General features: G+C 67.3%; 14 protein-coding genes. 11 read left to right on the top strand and 3 right to left on the bottom strand.

What is annotated here, in order from left to right; translation table 11 throughout:
* Positions 1-62 precede the first annotated feature (62 nt).
* Entirely contained in the window at positions 63-782 is a 720-nt protein-coding gene (locus G6N42_RS20700; RefSeq protein WP_163732199.1) for an NUDIX hydrolase, read from the top strand.
* 2 nt (positions 783-784) lie between these two features.
* On the opposite strand, the gene helR is transcribed toward G6N42_RS20700, so the two are convergent.
* Positions 785-2,953, bottom strand: coding sequence for an RNA polymerase recycling motor ATPase HelR (helR, locus tag G6N42_RS20695; RefSeq protein ID WP_174262123.1), 2,169 nt, complete (start codon positions 2,951-2,953; stop codon positions 785-787).
* A 99-nt stretch (positions 2,954-3,052) separates the two neighbouring features.
* Between helR and G6N42_RS20690 the strand changes: the two genes are divergently transcribed.
* From G6N42_RS20690 to G6N42_RS20670, 5 genes are all read left to right on the top strand, one after another.
* Positions 3,053-4,237, top strand: coding sequence for a metallophosphoesterase (locus G6N42_RS20690; RefSeq protein ID WP_163732196.1), 1,185 nt, complete (start codon positions 3,053-3,055; stop codon positions 4,235-4,237).
* Positions 4,238-4,303: 66 nt separating this feature from the next.
* Positions 4,304-5,260 (top strand): oxygenase MpaB family protein, encoded by a 957-nt coding sequence (locus G6N42_RS20685; RefSeq protein ID WP_163732193.1) that lies wholly within the window; start codon positions 4,304-4,306, stop codon positions 5,258-5,260.
* 13 nt (positions 5,261-5,273) lie between these two features.
* Positions 5,274-5,855 carry a TetR/AcrR family transcriptional regulator gene (locus G6N42_RS20680; protein ID WP_163732189.1) on the top strand — a complete coding sequence of 194 codons (582 nt, stop codon included), beginning with the start codon at positions 5,274-5,276 and terminating at the stop codon, positions 5,853-5,855.
* Between the two features lie 90 nt (positions 5,856-5,945).
* Entirely contained in the window at positions 5,946-6,701 is a 756-nt protein-coding gene (locus G6N42_RS20675) for an SDR family oxidoreductase (RefSeq protein WP_163732184.1), read from the top strand.
* A 112-nt stretch (positions 6,702-6,813) separates the two neighbouring features.
* Positions 6,814-7,266, top strand: coding sequence for a carboxymuconolactone decarboxylase family protein (locus G6N42_RS20670; protein WP_163732181.1), 453 nt, complete (start codon positions 6,814-6,816; stop codon positions 7,264-7,266).
* A gap of 51 nt (positions 7,267-7,317) precedes the next feature.
* On the opposite strand, the gene G6N42_RS20665 is transcribed toward G6N42_RS20670, so the two are convergent.
* The gene (locus G6N42_RS20665; RefSeq protein ID WP_163732178.1) at positions 7,318-8,793 is read right to left on the bottom strand and encodes a protein adenylyltransferase SelO; all 1,476 of its coding nucleotides are present in this window, start codon (positions 8,791-8,793) and stop codon (positions 7,318-7,320) included.
* 122 nt (positions 8,794-8,915) lie between these two features.
* On the opposite strand from G6N42_RS20665, the gene G6N42_RS20660 reads away from it, so the two are divergent.
* The gene (locus G6N42_RS20660; protein WP_163732175.1) at positions 8,916-9,809 is read left to right on the top strand and encodes a mycobacterial-type methylenetetrahydrofolate reductase; all 894 of its coding nucleotides are present in this window, start codon (positions 8,916-8,918) and stop codon (positions 9,807-9,809) included.
* Here the strand turns inward: G6N42_RS20660 and G6N42_RS20655 are convergent.
* Positions 9,806-10,150: a hypothetical protein gene (locus G6N42_RS20655; RefSeq protein WP_163732172.1), complete on the bottom strand. Its 345-nt coding sequence runs from the start codon at positions 10,148-10,150 to the stop codon at positions 9,806-9,808. The two genes, G6N42_RS20660 and G6N42_RS20655, sit on opposite strands and share 4 nt — an antisense overlap.
* 169 nt (positions 10,151-10,319) lie before the next feature.
* On the opposite strand from G6N42_RS20655, the gene G6N42_RS20650 reads away from it, so the two are divergent.
* Genes G6N42_RS20650 through G6N42_RS20635 form a run of 4 tightly spaced genes read left to right on the top strand, consistent with a single transcriptional unit; the run spans position 10,320 to position 16,198 of the window.
* On the top strand, positions 10,320-10,994 hold the full coding sequence (locus tag G6N42_RS20650) for a winged helix-turn-helix transcriptional regulator (protein WP_163732169.1): 675 nt from the start codon (positions 10,320-10,322) through the stop codon (positions 10,992-10,994).
* Positions 10,995-11,009: 15 nt separating this feature from the next.
* Positions 11,010-14,906, top strand: a complete 3,897-nt coding sequence (hrpA, locus tag G6N42_RS20645) for an ATP-dependent RNA helicase HrpA (RefSeq protein ID WP_163732166.1) — start codon at positions 11,010-11,012, stop codon at positions 14,904-14,906.
* Positions 14,907-14,927: 21 nt separating this feature from the next.
* Positions 14,928-15,746 carry a glutaminyl-peptide cyclotransferase gene (locus G6N42_RS20640; protein ID WP_434059591.1) on the top strand — a complete coding sequence of 273 codons (819 nt, stop codon included), beginning with the start codon at positions 14,928-14,930 and terminating at the stop codon, positions 15,744-15,746.
* 29 nt (positions 15,747-15,775) lie between these two features.
* Positions 15,776-16,198, top strand: coding sequence for a PPOX class F420-dependent oxidoreductase (locus tag G6N42_RS20635; RefSeq protein ID WP_163732160.1), 423 nt, complete (start codon positions 15,776-15,778; stop codon positions 16,196-16,198).
* The last annotated feature ends 24 nt before the right edge of the window (positions 16,199-16,222 follow it).

Genomic DNA, 16,222 nt, shown 5'->3' with positions numbered 1-16,222 from the left:
GCACATACATATTTACCGGGACCAATCGTTTTCGCCGGCATGCGCCTGCATATGGTCGAGCGGTGACCGTGACCTACGACGACGCACTCCGCGAACAGGTGCGTGCCCAACTCGCCGGGCACCGGCGCCGCGCCGTGACCGATCCGACGAAGCGGCACGCCGCCGTCGCGGTGGTCCTGGTCGAGTCCGAACTCGGGGAGGATCGGGTCGATCCCGCGAACGTCGACGACTGGATTGACGGTCGGCTGATGCCGGAGGAGGGCCTCGATGGCCGCATGGTCGACGTCTCTGGCGGCGCCGCGTTTCTGCTCTGCCGAAGGACGTCGCGGCTGACGTCGCACCCCGCGCAGTGGGCGCTGCCCGGTGGCCGGCTGGACCCGGGCGAGGATGCCGTCGACGCGGCGTTACGCGAGCTGGACGAGGAGGTCGGTGTCACGCTGCCGCACTCGTCGGTGCTGGGTCTGCTCGACGACTACCCGACGCGGTCCGGCTACGTGATCACGCCGGTGGTCATCTGGGGCGGCGGCCGGCTGGACCTGCGTCCCGCACCCGACGAGGTGGTGGCGGTCTACCGTGTCGGGCTGCATCAATTGCAGCGCGACGATTCGCCGCGGTTCATCACCATCCCCGAGAGCCCGCGCCCCGTCGTGCAGATCCCGTTGGGCAACGACCTGATCCACGCACCCACCGGCGCGGTCCTGCTGCAGCTGCGCTGGCTCTGCCTCGAGGGCCGCACCGATCCGGTCGACGAGCTCGAACAACCCGTGTTCGCCTGGAAATAGATTCAGGCGAGTCCGCTCAGCGCCGTCGGCAGCGGCGCACGGTGCAGCACACCGAGACGCTGGGTGGCTCGGGTCAGCGCGACATACAGCTCGGCCGCGCCCCGCGGTCCCATGGTCAGGATCCGGTCCGGGTCGACCACCAACACGGCGTCGAACTCCAGACCCTTGGTCTCCGACGGCGGCACCGCACCGGGCACATCCGGTGGCCCGATCACCACACTGGTGCCCTCCCGCTGCGCCTCCACGTCAACGAATTCGTCGATGGCCGAGGCCATCTCGTCATCGGTGACCTGCCGTGACCACGGCATGACCCCGCACGCGCGCACCGAGTCCGGAGGTCGGATGTCGGGTGCGAACTCCGCGAGCAGCGCGGCGGCGACGGCCATGATCTCTGCGGGCGTGCGGTAGTTCACCGAAAGGGAACGGTAGACCCACCGGCCTGGCACATACGGTTCGAGCATCGTGTCCCAGGTCGTCGCGCCGGCCGCCGACCGGCGCTGGGCCAGATCGCCGACCACGGTGAACGAACGGTTCGGACAGCGGCGCATCAGCACCCGCCAGTCCATCTCGGACAGTTCCTGCGCCTCGTCGACCACGACGTGCCCGTAGGTCCAATCCCGTTCTGCGGCAGCGCGTTCGGTGAGTTCCCGGGTATCGCGCTCGATGAAGCGTTCGGCCAGATCCTCGGCGTAGAGCAGGTCCTGGGCGAGCAGATGGTCCTCGTCGTCCATCAGATCCTCGCGGCTGACGAGCAGGTCGAGCACGCCGGCGGCGTACGCGGCTTCGGCGTTGCGTTCCCGCGCGGCGGTGTCGTCGGCGGTCTTGTCGCGGCCAAGCAGGTCGACGAGTTCGTCGAGCAGTGGCACATCGGCGATGGTCCAGGCGTCGCCGTCGGCGCGGTACAGCACCTCGTCCGCCTTCGCGGCGCGTAGACGTTCGCGCGACGAGTACAGCTCGGACAGCAGAGTCTGCGGCGTGAGCTTCGGCCAGAGTTCGTCGAGCGCGGCGGTGAACGCGGCGTTGTCGGCGAGCTCGTCGATCAGGTTGGTGCGCAGCTGTTCCCACGCATCGCGGTCGTCGCGGGTGAGCCAGCCCTTGCCGATCCGCGCGATCGCGCGCTCGGTGAGGACGTACGTGACGATCTCGGTGAACACCTCGCGAGCTTCGTTGTGCGGCCGGTCGCTCGTCCGTGCCTCCTCGCGGGCCCACTCCGCGGTCTCGGCGTCGATGCGCACCGTGACGTCCGACAGCTCGATCGGGAGCGGATCCTTAGGCAGCCGTTGCCGATCCGCGACGGCGGCGGCCAGCACGTCGAGCATCTTCAAAGAGCCTTTGAGCCGCGCGACCTCGTCGGCCTCCTCGGCGGTGGTGCGCAGACCGGGTACGAGGTCACCGACCGTCATGAACACGACATCGGACTCGCCCAGCGACGGGAGCACCCGGCCGATGTGGTCGAGAAACGCCGGGTTGGGGCCGATCACGAGGACACCGTGGCGTTCCATGCGCTTGCGCTGGGTGTACAGCAGATAGGCCACGCGGTGCAGCGCCACCACAGTCTTGCCGGTGCCGGGTCCGCCCTCGATCACCATCACGCCGAGATGATCGCTGCGAATGATCTCGTCCTGCTCGGCCTGGATCGTCGCGACGATGTCGCGCATGCCCTCGCCGCGCGGCGCGTTGATCGCGGCCAACAGTGCCGCATCCCCACGTTCGTCGCCGGTGGGACGGCCGAGCACTTCGTCGGTGAAGTCGACGATCCGTCGCCCGCGGGTGTGGAACTGGCGGCGCAGGCGCATGTCCTCCGGCGTCGCGGCGGTCGCGATGTAGAACGCGCGAGCCGCGGGCGCGCGCCAATCGAGCAGCAGCGGCTCCTTGTCTTCGTCGAGAATGCCGATGCGGCCGATGTACGACCGCTCGCCGGTGACGCTGTCGAGCCGGCCGAAGCACAGCCCGCCGTCGGCAACCTCGAGGCGAGCGGCCTGTTTGGCCAATGCTCGCACCTCGACGTCGCGTGCCACGAGCGTGCCGCCGTCCATGCGGTCCACCGGGGCTCCGAGCGCGTCGCTGTACTTGCCCTTCACCCGCGCGCGTTCGGCGTCCAGCCGTGTGTACAACCCGTCGACGTAGGTCTGCTCGGAGCGCAGCTCGTCGTCGTAGTCCTGCTTAGACACATGCCCCCAAATCGTCAGCTGGTCGGTCGCTCCATTGTCGCTTCCTACACGGTCCGCTCTGAGCAGGCGCAATGCAGCTTATGCATAAGCTGGCGGCCGATGTTCATCGTGGTGCTCAGCGCGGTCCTGGCGCTCATGAACGTCTATGTGTGGAAGCGGTCCGTCAAGGACACCACCCGGCCGGGCCGCACCCGACGGACCCTGACGGCGGTGCTCGTCGGGCTGGGGGTGCTGCTGCTGGCGGCGCTCGTCGTGCCGCGGTTCACCGACGTCTCCAAGGCCGGCTGGTACGCGTGGCCGGGCTACCTGTGGTTCGGGGTGCTCGTCTATTTGTTCCTCACATTGCTCGCCCTCGAGCCGGTGCGGCTGGCGTTGCGCGGCTGGGCCAAGCGACAACCGCAAGCACCAAAACCACCCGAAGAGCCTGCCGAGCCCGATCGCCATGCGCTGAATCGCCGGATGTTCCTCGCGCGAGCGAGTGCGGTCGCCGCCGGGGCGGCGTCGGTCGGCCTCGTCGGCGTCGGCACGGCCACCGCGCTGGGACCGCCTGACCTGCTGCAGGTTCCGGTGCGACTGCGGCGGTTGGATCCCGCGTTCGGCGGGTTCCGCATCGCGTTGGTGTCCGATATCCATCTCGGGCCGCTGGTGGGGCGGGCGCACACCGAGCGCATCGTCGACACCATCAACGCCGCGCAGGTCGACCTGGTCGCGATCGTCGGGGATCTGGTGGACGGCACCGTGGCCGAACTCGGGCCCGCGGCCGCACCGTTTCAGGATCTGGCCGCACCGGAGGGCACATTCTTCGTCACCGGCAACCACGAGTACTTCATTGAGGACACCGCCGAATGGCTGAACGAGCTGGAGCGGTTCGGGGTCCAGACGCTGCGCAACGAGAACACCGCGATCCGCCGCGGCGGCGCCGCCTTCGACCTCGCGGGCATCAACGACATCGCGGGCGAGCAACGCGACGACCCGCCCGACTTCGACAGCGCCCTTGCGGGCGTCGACGACTCACGACCGACGATCCTGCTCGCGCACCAACCGGTCATGGTGTCCGAGGCCGCCGCCCGCGGAGTCGACCTGCAGCTGTCCGGGCACACCCACGGCGGGCAGATGTGGCCCTTTCACTACGTGGTCGAAATGGTGCAGCCGTCACTGGCGGGCCTGTCGATCGTTGACGACACCCAGTTGTACGTCACCCGCGGGGCGGGGTTCTGGGGGCCGCCCGTCCGGATCGGCGCACCGCCCGACATCGCGGTGCTGACGCTGGAAGGCGAGTCTTAGCGGCGGTCATTGACATGTTGACACAAATAGCTAGTCTTTGTGTCAACCGATACTTCGGAGGGCGCCATGACCGCAGCTGCCGAGACTTCCGCGACGCACGACACCGGATCGGTACGGCCGAAGGTTCTGGTCGAGTTCCGTAAACACAGCGGGAGCACCCTCGGGGGCTTCTTCGGCGCTGCCGCATTCGACGAGGTTGCCCTGGTGCCGGTGGCGGCGGCGGTCGACAAGACCGGGCGTTTTGCCGCCAACTTCGCTGATCGTGGTGTGCGCAGCGGGTTTTCGGCCCTACTCGCCATCTGGGGCGACGCCACCGACAAGGTCGCCGAGGCCGACCGACTCAAAACGATGCACCGCGAGGTGCGAGGTAAGGGCACCGGCGACTTCGCCGACGTGCGCTACAGCGCGCTCGACCCCAAACTGTGGAACTGGATTGCGGTCAGCGGAATGTTCGTGGTGCTCAACTCCTTCACGCCGTGTACCGGAATCGTGCTGTCCGACGCCGAACGTGAACTCGCCTACGCCCAACTGCTCGACGCCTTCTCGGCGCTCGAGTTGCCGGGCAAGAACTCGAAGTTGCCTGCGACCTATGCCGAAGCCGAGGACTACTACGAATCGATGGTCCGGGATGAACTGCAGGCCAACGCATTCCTGCAGAGGGTCACTCTCGATCTGACCCGGCTGCCCCTGCCGACCCTGGTGCTCCCCGCGCCGTTGCGCCGGCTGCTGACGCCGCCGTGGCTGGTGTTGCGACCGGTCGCGGGCCACGTGCTCAAGGTGTGTTCCTTCGGCATCCTGCATCCAGGGATCCGCGAGCTGACCGGCTTCCGGTGGGAGTCGCGCCACGACCTCGAGTTCGCGTTGTACACCCGTGTACTGCAGCTGGCGTGGCGGGTACTTCCCGACAAGCTGTTGCTGATCCCGTTGGCGCGCAATCGAATCGAATACGAGAAACTGGTCCATGTGCATCGGTCGGTTGCGCTGGATTCGTTCGCGCCGCCGACTGGCTGCCCCGTTCGCTGATTAGGCTGACTGGATGCGCCGCACCAACGCCAGCCCCACCGAGCAGGAGGCTGCGATTCTGAAGGCCGCCGCCGAGGAGGTGGCGCTCGTCGGCGTGGGCCGGCTGAGCATGGAAGTCATCGCGCGGCAAGCGGGTGTCAGCCGCAGCACCCTGTACCGGCGCTTCCCCAGCCGGGAGGCATTGGTCACCGAACTGGGCAGGCAGACTTTCGATTTCGCGATGGCGCGGCTGCAGACCGTGGCGATCGACAGCGGACCCGCCGACGCCGCGGTTGCGACATTCCGCGAAGGGGTCCGGCTACTCACCGGTGAACCGGTGATGCGCCGGTTCCTGCAGTTGGACGGCGACTTCACCGCGGTGACGGGAATGTTCGACGAGGCGAGAGCCTTCCTGAGCAGTGCGGCCACCTCGATGGCCAAGGCGCTGCGCGCGGCGGGCGCGACGATGCCGGACGACGACCTGCTCGCCGTTTCCGAACTGCACATCCGGTTGGCCGTCTCGCTGGTTCAGGTCAGCACCGGCGTGCTCGACGTGACCGACGACGATGCGGTCGCCACCTACGCCAGAACCCACCTGGCGCCGCTCGTGCGCTGAACCGGGCTGTCACAGAAGCCCGCCTGTCACAGAAGCCATGCCTGGGCGGTCATACCTGGCGACAGGAACGACCCAACAGGAAGGCGAATCATGAGAATCGTCGTCATCGGAGGCACTGGATTCGTGGGCTCCAAGCTGGTGCACACACTGGAGGAGCACGGTCACGACGCCGTGGCCGCCGCCCCGTCAACCGGAGTGAACACGCTCACCGGTGAGGGTCTGGCAGCGGTCCTCACAGGCGCCGACGTCGTCGTCGACGTATCGAACTCACCGACGCTCGATGACGCGGCCCTGGACTTCTTCCGCACGGCGACCACCAACCTGCTCACCGCAGAGAAGGCCGCCGGGGTGCGGCATCACGTCGCGCTGTCGGTGGTCGGCACCGATCGGCTCGCCCCGCAGAGCGGCTACTTCCAGGCAAAGCTGTTGCAGGAGAAGCTCATCAGCGAGGGGCCCACCCCGTTCTCGATCGTCCGCGCGACGCAGTTCTTCGAGTTCATCAAGACGCTCGCCGACTCAGCGACCGAAGGTGACGTGGTGCGGACGCCCACCGCGCTGTTCCAGCCGATGGCCGGCGTCGACGTCGCCGAGGGCGTTGCGATCACCGCGGTCAACGAGCCGGTGAACGGCATCGTCGAAATCGCTGGGCCGGAGGCATTCACGCTTGCCGGCGCCATCAGCACCTCGCTGACTGCACGCGGCGACACCCGCACGGTCATCGCCGACCCCGAGGCGCGCTATTGGGGCATCGCCCTCGAGGAACGCACCCTGGTCCCCACTGACGGGGCCACGCTCTTCGACACCAGGTTAGAGGAGTGGATTCTCGAAGCGGCCGCAAAGGCCTAGCGGTGGACGACGTTCATCGAGGGTTAGGCGCAAGGCTACGTAAAGCCGGCTGGTCGAAGACTACGGGTTTTCCAGGGTCCGCTTTCGCGCTCCGGTTGCCAGGCTGGGTGTCATGAGTCAACGAATCAATTACGCAGAAGTTGCTCCCCGCGGCGTGAAAGTGCTTGCCGGCACAAATGCCTACGTCAGTCAATCGGGTCTTGCCCCGGAGCTGTTGGCCGCGGTGAACCTGAGGGTCTCGCTGATCAACGGCTGCGCCTACTGCATCGATATGCATTCCCGCGAGTTGCGCGAACTCGGGGTGTCCAACGAGAAGATCGCGCTGGTGCCGGTGTGGCACGAGGCGGAACAGCTGTTCGACGAACGCGAAAAGGCCGCCCTGGCATGGGCGGAGACCGTTACCCGCGTGTCGACCACGGGTGTCCCCGACAGCGACTACAAAGCCGTGTCGGCGCACTTCGGCGACAAGGAACTGGTGGACTTGACGATCGCGATCAGTCTGATGAACGCCTATAACCGGCTGGCGATCAGCTTCCGCAACGTGCCCGCCGGTGCGGCGGGGTAGGGCCCGCACTACGGGGCGACGTCGCAGCGCTGGAACCCGACATCGCGTAGGTCACGTCCCGCAGAAGGTTCGGTACTTACCGAAGTCCTCAGGCGCGGGTTCGGCGTAGCGCTCCAGGCCGGCACGTTCGTCGTACGGTGCGCTCACCGCCTCCAGGAGGCGCTCCAGCGCAGTCAGGTCGCCGTCGGTCGCCGCAGCCAGCGCCTCCTCGACGAGGTGATTGCGCGGAATGTATATCGGATTGACCCGATCCATCAGCTCAGCGTCCGGGTTCAGCGCCCGCCACCGCGAGAGCCATTCGTCGAACCCGGCGAGGTTCATGAACATGCCGCGCGCCGGCTCGGTGTCGCCGCGGGCCGCTCGGCCGAGGTTGCGGAAGAACGAGGTGAAGTCGACGTGGCTTTCCGCGAGCAGCGCGAGTACGTCGTTGATCAGCGGAGTCGCCACGTCCTCAGGGATGTCTTTGGCCAGCCCGACCTTGGCGCGCATCCCCGTCGCCAGCGCCGCCTGGAGCTCCACCCCGAAACCGGTGAGGCTCTCCTGGGCGAGCTGCACCGCGCGGTCCTGATCGCCATCGATCAGCGGCAGCAACGTCTCGGCGAACCGGGCAAGGTTCCAGCCCGCGATCGACGGCTGATTTCCGTAGGCGTAGCGGCCCCAGGAGTCGATCGAGCTGAACACCGCCTCTGGGTCGTAGGCCTCCATAAACGCGCACGGCCCGTAGTCGATGGTTTCGCCGGAGATCGTCATGTTGTCCGTGTTCATCACGCCGTGCACGAAACCGACGAGCATCCATTGCGCGATCAGGGCCGCCTGGGCCGCACCCACGCCGCCGAACAGCGCGAGGTAGGGATTGTCGGCGTTGGCCGCATCCGGATAGTGACGGGCAATGGCGTAGTCGGCCAGTCGCCGCAGCAGGACCTCGTCACCGCCGGCCGCCACGTATTGGAAGGTGCCGACGCGCAGATGGCTGCTTGCGACGCGGGCCAGCACCGCGCCGGGCAGCGGAGTTTCGCGTTGTACCGCGCGACCCGTCGCGACCACAGCCAGCGAACGGGTCGTCGGGATACCGAGGGCGTGCATCCCCTCGCTGATGAGGTATTCGCGCAGCATGGGTCCGACCGCCGCGAGACCGTCTCCACCACGGGCGAACGGCGTTCTGCCCGAACCTTTGAGGTGGAGGTCGCGGTAGCCGCCGTCGACGGCGGCGAGTTCGCCCAGCAGTAGTGCCCGGCCGTCGCCGAGGCGGGGAACATAGCCGCCGAACTGATGTCCGGAGTAGGCCTGGGCCACCGGCGCGGCGCCGTCGGGGACCAGGTTGCCGGTGAGAAACCGCACCCCCTCGGGCCCACGCAGCCAGCGGGCGTCGAGGCCGAGCTGGGTGGCCAACGGATCGTTGAGAACAAGGAGACGAGGCTCGGGGGCGGCTTCGGCCTGCCAGCGGACGGCCAGCTCGGGCAACTCGCGCGCGAAGCGGTCGGCCAGGGCGATCGGCGTATCGGAGCCTGTGTCGGGTGCAACGCTCACGCCACCCAGCCTACGGACGGTGACAGGCCCGGTCTGTAGGGTGAGGTCCCCGGCAAATGCGTGCGGTCATCGGGGACCCGCCGCGCCGCGGGACGTTGGAGATTCGATCAGGGAGCAGTTCGGTGACGCTGAATACCATCGCGCTCGAGCTCGTCCCGCCGAACGTCGAAAACGGGCATGAGCGGGCGCTCGAGGAAGCGCAGAAGGTGCTGAGGTGCGCCGCGGAGACCGGCCTGCACGGCCGGATCCGGCACGTGATGATTCCCGGAATGATCGAAGAGGACGACGACCGGCCGATCGAGATGAAGCCGAAGATGGACGTCCTCGACTTCTGGAACGAGATCAGGCCCGAGCTGAGCGCGATGAACGGCCTGTGCACCCAGGTGACGGCGTTCCTGGACAAGGCGGCGCTGCGTCAGCGGCTGACCAAGCTGAGCTCGGCGGGATTCGACGGCATCGCCTTCGTCGGTGTGCCGCGCACCATGAACGACGGCGAAGGGTCCGGGGTCGCGCCGACGGACGCCCTGTCGATCTACGACGACCTGGTGCCCAACCGCGGAGTCATCCTGATCCCGACCCGCGAGGGCGAACACGGTCGCTTCAACTTCAAGTGCGACCAGGGCGCGACGTACGGCATGACCCAGCTGCTGTACTCCGACGCGATCGTCGGGTTCCTGCGCCACTTCGCGAGGGAGACCGACCATCGGCCCGAGATCCTGCTCTCGTTCGGCTTCGTGCCGAAGGTCGAGTCCAACATCGGCCTCATCAACTGGTTGATCCAGGACCAGGGCAACGCTGCCGTCGCCGCCGAGCAGGAGTTCGTCAAACAGTTGGCCGCCACCGAGCCGTCGGAGAAGCGGCTGCTGATGGTCGATTTGTACAAGCGGGTGGTCGACGGGGTCGGCGAGCTGGGGTTCCCGATCAGCATCCATCTCGAGGCGACGTACGGGGTGTCCGTCCCGGCGTTCCAGACGTTCGCGGAGATGCTTGCCTACTGGTCACCCGACAAGCCTTAAGCCTCCGGAGTCAACACTCCACCCGGCACCTGCTCCGGCTGCGACGGTGTCAGGACATGCGTTGGCACCTGCGATAATGGCGCCCGGCCGCTCTGCCCCTCCGCCGGAGGGGCCACGCACTTGTTGGTCTTGCTGTCCCAGCTGCCACCCGACTTCCAGCAGCATTCATGAACTGCGTCGGTGCCTCTGTTGTCGAGCAGCACATCGTCCGGAATGTTCTGTATGCAGCGGTCGTATATTCCGATGTCCCACGCCGGTAGGGCCGTGGCGACTGCGGCCGATCCGAGCACCAGTCCCACCGCGAGTGTTGGGACCGCGAGGAGGCGGGCTGAGCTGTTCATGTCATTTCCTTTCGCTGAAGTTGCGGTTGAGGAAATGCTCGGCCAAACGGGCACGCGCGCTCTAGTCACGGATCTGTACCGATGGTGGTCCCGAATCTGTAGTAGCCAGCGGCATCGATCAGCGGTCTACTGGTAATACGTTTGCTGGACCGTCACGGGGAGGGTGCGCATGTCTGGATACGGTCAGTTTTGTCCCGTAGCGAAAGCCATGGAGCTACTCGACGAGCGATGGACGATGTTGGTGGTCCGCGAGCTGCTTGCGGGCAGCACGCATTTCAATGATCTGCGTCGCGGCGTGCCGAAAATGTCGCCGTCGCTGCTGTCCAAGCGACTGCAAACCTTGACCCGCGCCGGCGTCGTGCAGCGGTCCGAGGTTGGCAACCGCACGGTGTATACGTTGACCGAATGCGGCCGCGAACTCGTCGCCGTTGTCGAAGCCCTCGGGATGTGGAGCGTGCGCTGGTTCAGCGATCTCGTCGAAAAGGATCTCGACCCGAGTGTGCTGATGTGGGACATCCGCCGCACGATTCCGCTCGATGAATGGCCGAGAGCGCGGACCGTGGTCGCGTTCCGGCTGTCGGGTGCGCCGCCCAAGTCCTCGTCGTGGTGGCTGATGGTCGCGGACGGTGAGGCGGAGGTCTGCGACTTCGATCCGGGATGTGACGTCGCGGCGACGGTGTCGACAAGCCTGCGGGCGCTGACGCAGATCTGGCGCGGCGACCAGTCGTGGCAGCGGGCCGTACTGGACGGATCGGTGTCGATCGACGGCACTTCCGATGCGCGCCGTGCGGTGCCGATGTGGATCGGTCAATCGACACTAGCTGCAGTGCCGCGACCGGCCTGACTTATCCTGGCGCGAGTGCCCGAGCTGTCAGCCGCTGAGCTCCGCCAGCGCCTCGATGGCCTGACGATCCGCGACGCGGCACGCCTTGGCCGGCGTCTCAAGAACCTTCGCGGCGCCGGGCCCGACAAACTGCGCGGGATCGCCGATCAGATCACCGCCGGCGAAGGCCTGATCGCGACCCGGCTGGCCGCGGTGCCGGCGATCACCTATCCCGACCTTCCGGTCAGCGAGCGCCGCGACGAGATCGCCAAGGCGATCACCGACCACCAGGTCGTCATCGTCGCCGGGGAGACGGGTTCGGGGAAGACGACGCAGCTGCCGAAGATCTGCCTCGAACTCGGCCGCGGTATCCGCGGCACGATCGGCCACACGCAACCGCGCCGCCTCGCCGCACGCACGGTCGGACAACGCATCGCCGACGAATTGGGCACACCACTGGGCGACGCTGTCGGCTACACCGTGCGGTTCACCGATCAGGCCAGTGACCGCACCCTGGTGAAGCTGATGACCGACGGCATCCTGCTCGCCGAGATCCAGCGCGACCGCCGACTGCTGCGCTACGACACGCTCATCCTTGACGAGGCGCACGAGCGCAGCCTCAACATCGACTTTCTGCTCGGCTATCTCCGTGAGCTGCTGCCGCGACGGCCCGACCTCAAGGTGATCGTCACCTCCGCGACGATCGAGCCCCAACGGTTCGCGGCGCACTTCTCGGGTGCTCCCATCGTGGAGGTGTCGGGGCGGACATATCCGGTCGAGATCCGTTATCGGCCTTTGGAAGTGCCGGCGGTTGCCGACGACAGCGACGACCCAGACGATCCCGACCACGAGGTCGTGCGTACCGAATTACGCGACCAGACCGAGGCGATCGTCGACGCCGTCGACGAACTATCCGCCGAACCACCGGGTGACGTCCTGGTGTTTCTATCGGGTGAGCGTGAGATCCGCGACACCGCAGAGGCTTTACGTCCTCTGAAGAACACCGAGGTGCTGCCGCTCTACGCCAGGCTGCCCACCGCCGAACAGCAGCGGGTCTTTCAGCCCAGTCAGAGCGCGCGGCGAATCGTGTTGGCCACCAACGTCGCCGAGACCTCGCTGACGGTGCCGGGCATCCGCTATGTCGTCGATCCCGGCACCGCCCGGATCTCGCGGTACAGCCGAAGGACCAAGGTGCAGCGGTTGCCGATCGAGCCGATCTCGCAGGCGTCGGCCGCCCAGCGCGCCGGCCGATCGGGCCGCACCGCACCCGGTGTGTGCATTCGCCTCTACTCCGAGGAAGATTTCGAGTCGCGTCCGCGATACACGGATCCGGAGATTCTGCGGACCAACTTGGCCGCGGTCATTCTGCAGATGGCGGCGCTGAATCTCGGTGATATCGAGACGTTTCCCTTCCTCGACCCGCCCGACCGGCGCAGCATCCGCGACGGCATCGCGTTGCTGCAGGAGCTCGGCGCCTTCGATGCCAACGGCGCTATCACCGATATCGGCAGTCGCCTGGCACAGCTGCCCGTCGACCCGCGCCTCGGGCGAATGATCCTGCAGGCCGACGAAGAGGGCTGCGTGCGCGAGATTCTCGTGCTCGCCGCCGCGCTGTCGATCCCCGATCCGCGTGAGCGCCCGGCCGACCGCGAGGAGACCGCACGTCAGAAGCACGCCCGGTTCGCCGATGAGCACTCGGATTTCGTGTCCTACCTGAATCTGTGGCGCTATCTCGGTGAGCAACGAAAGGAACGTTCGGGCAACGCGTTTCGCCGGATGTGCCGCGAAGAGTTCCTGCACTATCTGCGCATCCGCGAATGGCAGGACCTGAGGGGGCAGCTGCGCAGCATTGCCCGGGATCTCGGCATCAGGGAGTCCGACGATCCCGAACCTGCTGATCCGTCCCGGGTGCACGCGGCGCTGCTTGCCGGTCTGCTGTCACATATCGGATTGCGCGAGGGCGAGTCTCGCGATTTTCAGGGTGCGCGCAACGTCAAGTTCGTCCTCGCTCCCGGTTCGGTGCTGACGAAGCGTCCGCCACGGTGGATCGTCGTCGCCGACCTCGTCGAGACCAGCCGGCTGTACGGCAGAATCGCAGCACGGATCCAGCCGGAGGACATCGAAAGGCTCGGGTCGGATCTCCTCATACGCACCTACAGTGAGCCGCACTGGGACGCACAGCGCGGCGCCGTGATGGCCTACGAACGCGTGACGCTGTTCGGACTGCCGCTGGTGCCACGACGCCGGGTCGGCTACGCGACGGTGGAGCCTGAGGTCGCACGCGAACTGTTCATCCGGCACGCGCTGGTCGAGGGCGACTGGCAGACACGCCACCACTTCTTCCGCGACAATGCGCGGCTGCGCGACAAACTGGAGGAACTCGAGGACAAGGCGCGCAGGCGCGACCTGCTGGTCGGTGACGACGAGATCTATGCGTTCTACGACGCGCGTGTGCCCGCAGACGCCGTGTCGGCGAAGCACTTCGACGCGTGGTGGAAGAAGCAGCGGCACCAAACCCCCGACCTGCTCACGCTGACCCGTGACGATCTGCTGCGCAAGGACGACCCGGCCGCCGAGGGGCCGGACACCTGGCAGGCCGACGAGCTGTCACTGCCGCTGACGTATCGCTTCGAACCGGGCGCCGAGGACGACGGGGTGACCGTGCACGTGCCCGTCGAGGTACTGGCCCGGCTCGGCGGTGACGAATTCAGCTGGCAGGTACCGGCGCTGCGCGAGGAACTCATCACCGCACTGATCAAGTCACTGCCAAAGGACCTGCGCCGCAACTTTGTTCCCGCACCGGATACCGCGCGCGCCGTGCTCGCCTCGATCGCGCCGGACGGCGAACCGATTCTGCAGGCCCTGCAGCGTGAACTGCACCGGCTGACCCGAGTGCTCGTGCCGATCGACGCATTCGACCTCGACAAGCTGCCGCCGCACCTTCGGGTCACCTTCGCCGTCGAGTCCGACGGCAAGGAGGTCGCGCGCGGAAAGGATCTCGAGGCCCTGCAGACCCAGTTGGCCGCGCCGATTCGCCGTGCCGTCGCCGAAGCGGTTGCAGGAGAGCTGGAACGGACCGGACTGCGGACGTGGCCCGACGATCTCGACGAGCTACCCCGCACCGTCGAACGCGCCAGCGGCGCGCACGCCGTGCGTGGCTTCCCCGCACTGGTCGACGCGGGAGCCGCGGTCGACATCCGCGTGTTCCCGACCGAAGCCGAGCAGGCGGCCGCGATGGTGCCTGGTATCCGAAGGCTGCTGCGACTGGCCACCCCCTCGCCGGTGAAGAGCCTTGAGCGCCAACTGGATCCACGTGCCCGGCTGGTACTGGGCGCAAACCCCGACGGGTTGCTCGCGGCGCTGCTCGACGACTGCGCCGACGCGGCGACCGGCTGGCTTGCGCCGGTACCCGTGTGGACCCGCGCCGAATTCAATGCGCTGCGTGACCGCGTCGCCGAACAACTCGTACCCACCACGCAGGCGATCCTCGGCCAGGTCGAGAAGGTGCTCGCCGCGGCCCACGACGTCGACCTCGCGCTGCCCGCCGCGCCGCCGCCGACGCAGGCCGACGCGATCGCCGACATACGCGACCAGCTCGCCAGGCTCATGCCGAAGGGCTTCGTCACCGCGACCGGGGCCGGCCGGCTGGTCGACCTCACCCGCTACCTCACCGCCATCAACCGTCGACTCGAGCGGCTGCCGCACGCCGTCGGCGCGGACCGCGAACGGATGCAGCGCGTGCACGATGTCCAGGACGCGCTCGACGACCTGATCGGTGCGCTGTCGCCCACCCGCGCGGGCGCCGACGACATCCGCGACATCGCCCGGCAGATCGAGGAGCTGCGGGTCAGCCTGTGGGCACAGCAGCTCGGCACCCCACGGCCGGTCAGCGAGAAGCGGATCTACCGGGCGATCGACGCCGTCACACCGTGAGGACGGGTATCTATGGGAGCTATGGGAAACAGTGACCGATGGCGGGGCCGGCGCGCGGTCATCTGGGCAGCCGCGGTGAGCGTGCTGGTCGCCGGCTGCGGAAGCGAATCGACACCCAGCGAGACCACCACGGCGAAGGGCCCGGTGCCGACGATCAAGCCCGAGGTGCTCGCCGAGATGCCACACGATACGACGGCCTGGACTCAGGGCTTGGAGTTCGACGGTCCCAAGCTTTACGAGGGCACGGGTGTCGCGGGCGCCTCACAGGTGCGCGAACTCGACCCGGAAACGGGCGCGGTCCTGCGCGCTGCCGCAGCGCCAAAAAACTACTACGGCGAGGGCATCACAGTCGTCGGCGACCGGATCTGGGAACTCACCTGGCAGAACAAGGTGGCCGTCGAGTGGGACAAGAACACCATGACCCCGCTGCGCGAGGTCCCGGTCAACGGCGAGGGCTGGGGGCTGTGCGCCGACGGGGATCGGCTGGTCCGCAGCGACGGGTCCGACCGGCTGTTCTTCCACGATCCGGAGACGTTCGCCGAGACGGGTTCGGTTGCGGTCACGCGCGACGGCGACCCGCTGAGAAACCTCAATGAGCTGGAATGCGTCGACGGCCAGGTGTGGGCCAACGTCTGGACGTCCGACACGATCGTGCGGATCGACCCCGGGACCGGCGAGGTGAACACCGTCGTGGATGCCAGCGAGCTGGCTACAAACGCCGGCCGCGACCGTCAGAAGGTGCTGAACGGCATTGCCCACATCGACGGCGACGAGTACCTGATCACCGGCAAGTACTGGCCCAAGATGTACCGGGTCCGCATCGACGCCCCATCGGAATAGTCGCCGCGCCGGATCGGGTTGCCCCACACATGACCTTTGACCCCCGCACGCTGCTCGCCGACAGCCGACTCGGAGTACTGGCCACGATCAAGGCCAACGGCCTTCCGCAGCTGTCCCCGGTGACACCGTTCTACGACCGCGACGCCGACGTCATCTACGTGTCGATGACCGAGGGTCGCGCCAAGACCGCCAATCTGCGCCGGGATCCGCGCGCCGCGATCGAGGTCACGAGTTCCGACGGATGGGCCTGGGCCACCGCCGAGGGATCGGTGACGCTGACCGGGCCCGGCGCCGACGAGAACGGCCCCGAGGTGCAGGCGCTCGTCGACTACTACCGCAAGGCAGCTGGTGAGCATCCGGACTGGGAGGAGTACCGGTCGGTGATGGTGTCCGACCGCCGGGTGCTGATGACGATGACCGTTGAGCGCGTCTACGGCGAAAAGCTCCGCTGACGCCCTGTCGCACGAAAATACCTA

It is taken from the genome of Mycobacterium gallinarum, from assembly GCF_010726765.1.
Taxonomy (GTDB): Bacteria; Actinomycetota; Actinomycetes; order Mycobacteriales; family Mycobacteriaceae; genus Mycobacterium; species Mycobacterium gallinarum.
Note: the sequence above shows the minus strand (reverse complement) of the source record. Positions and strands in the feature narration are given on the sequence as shown.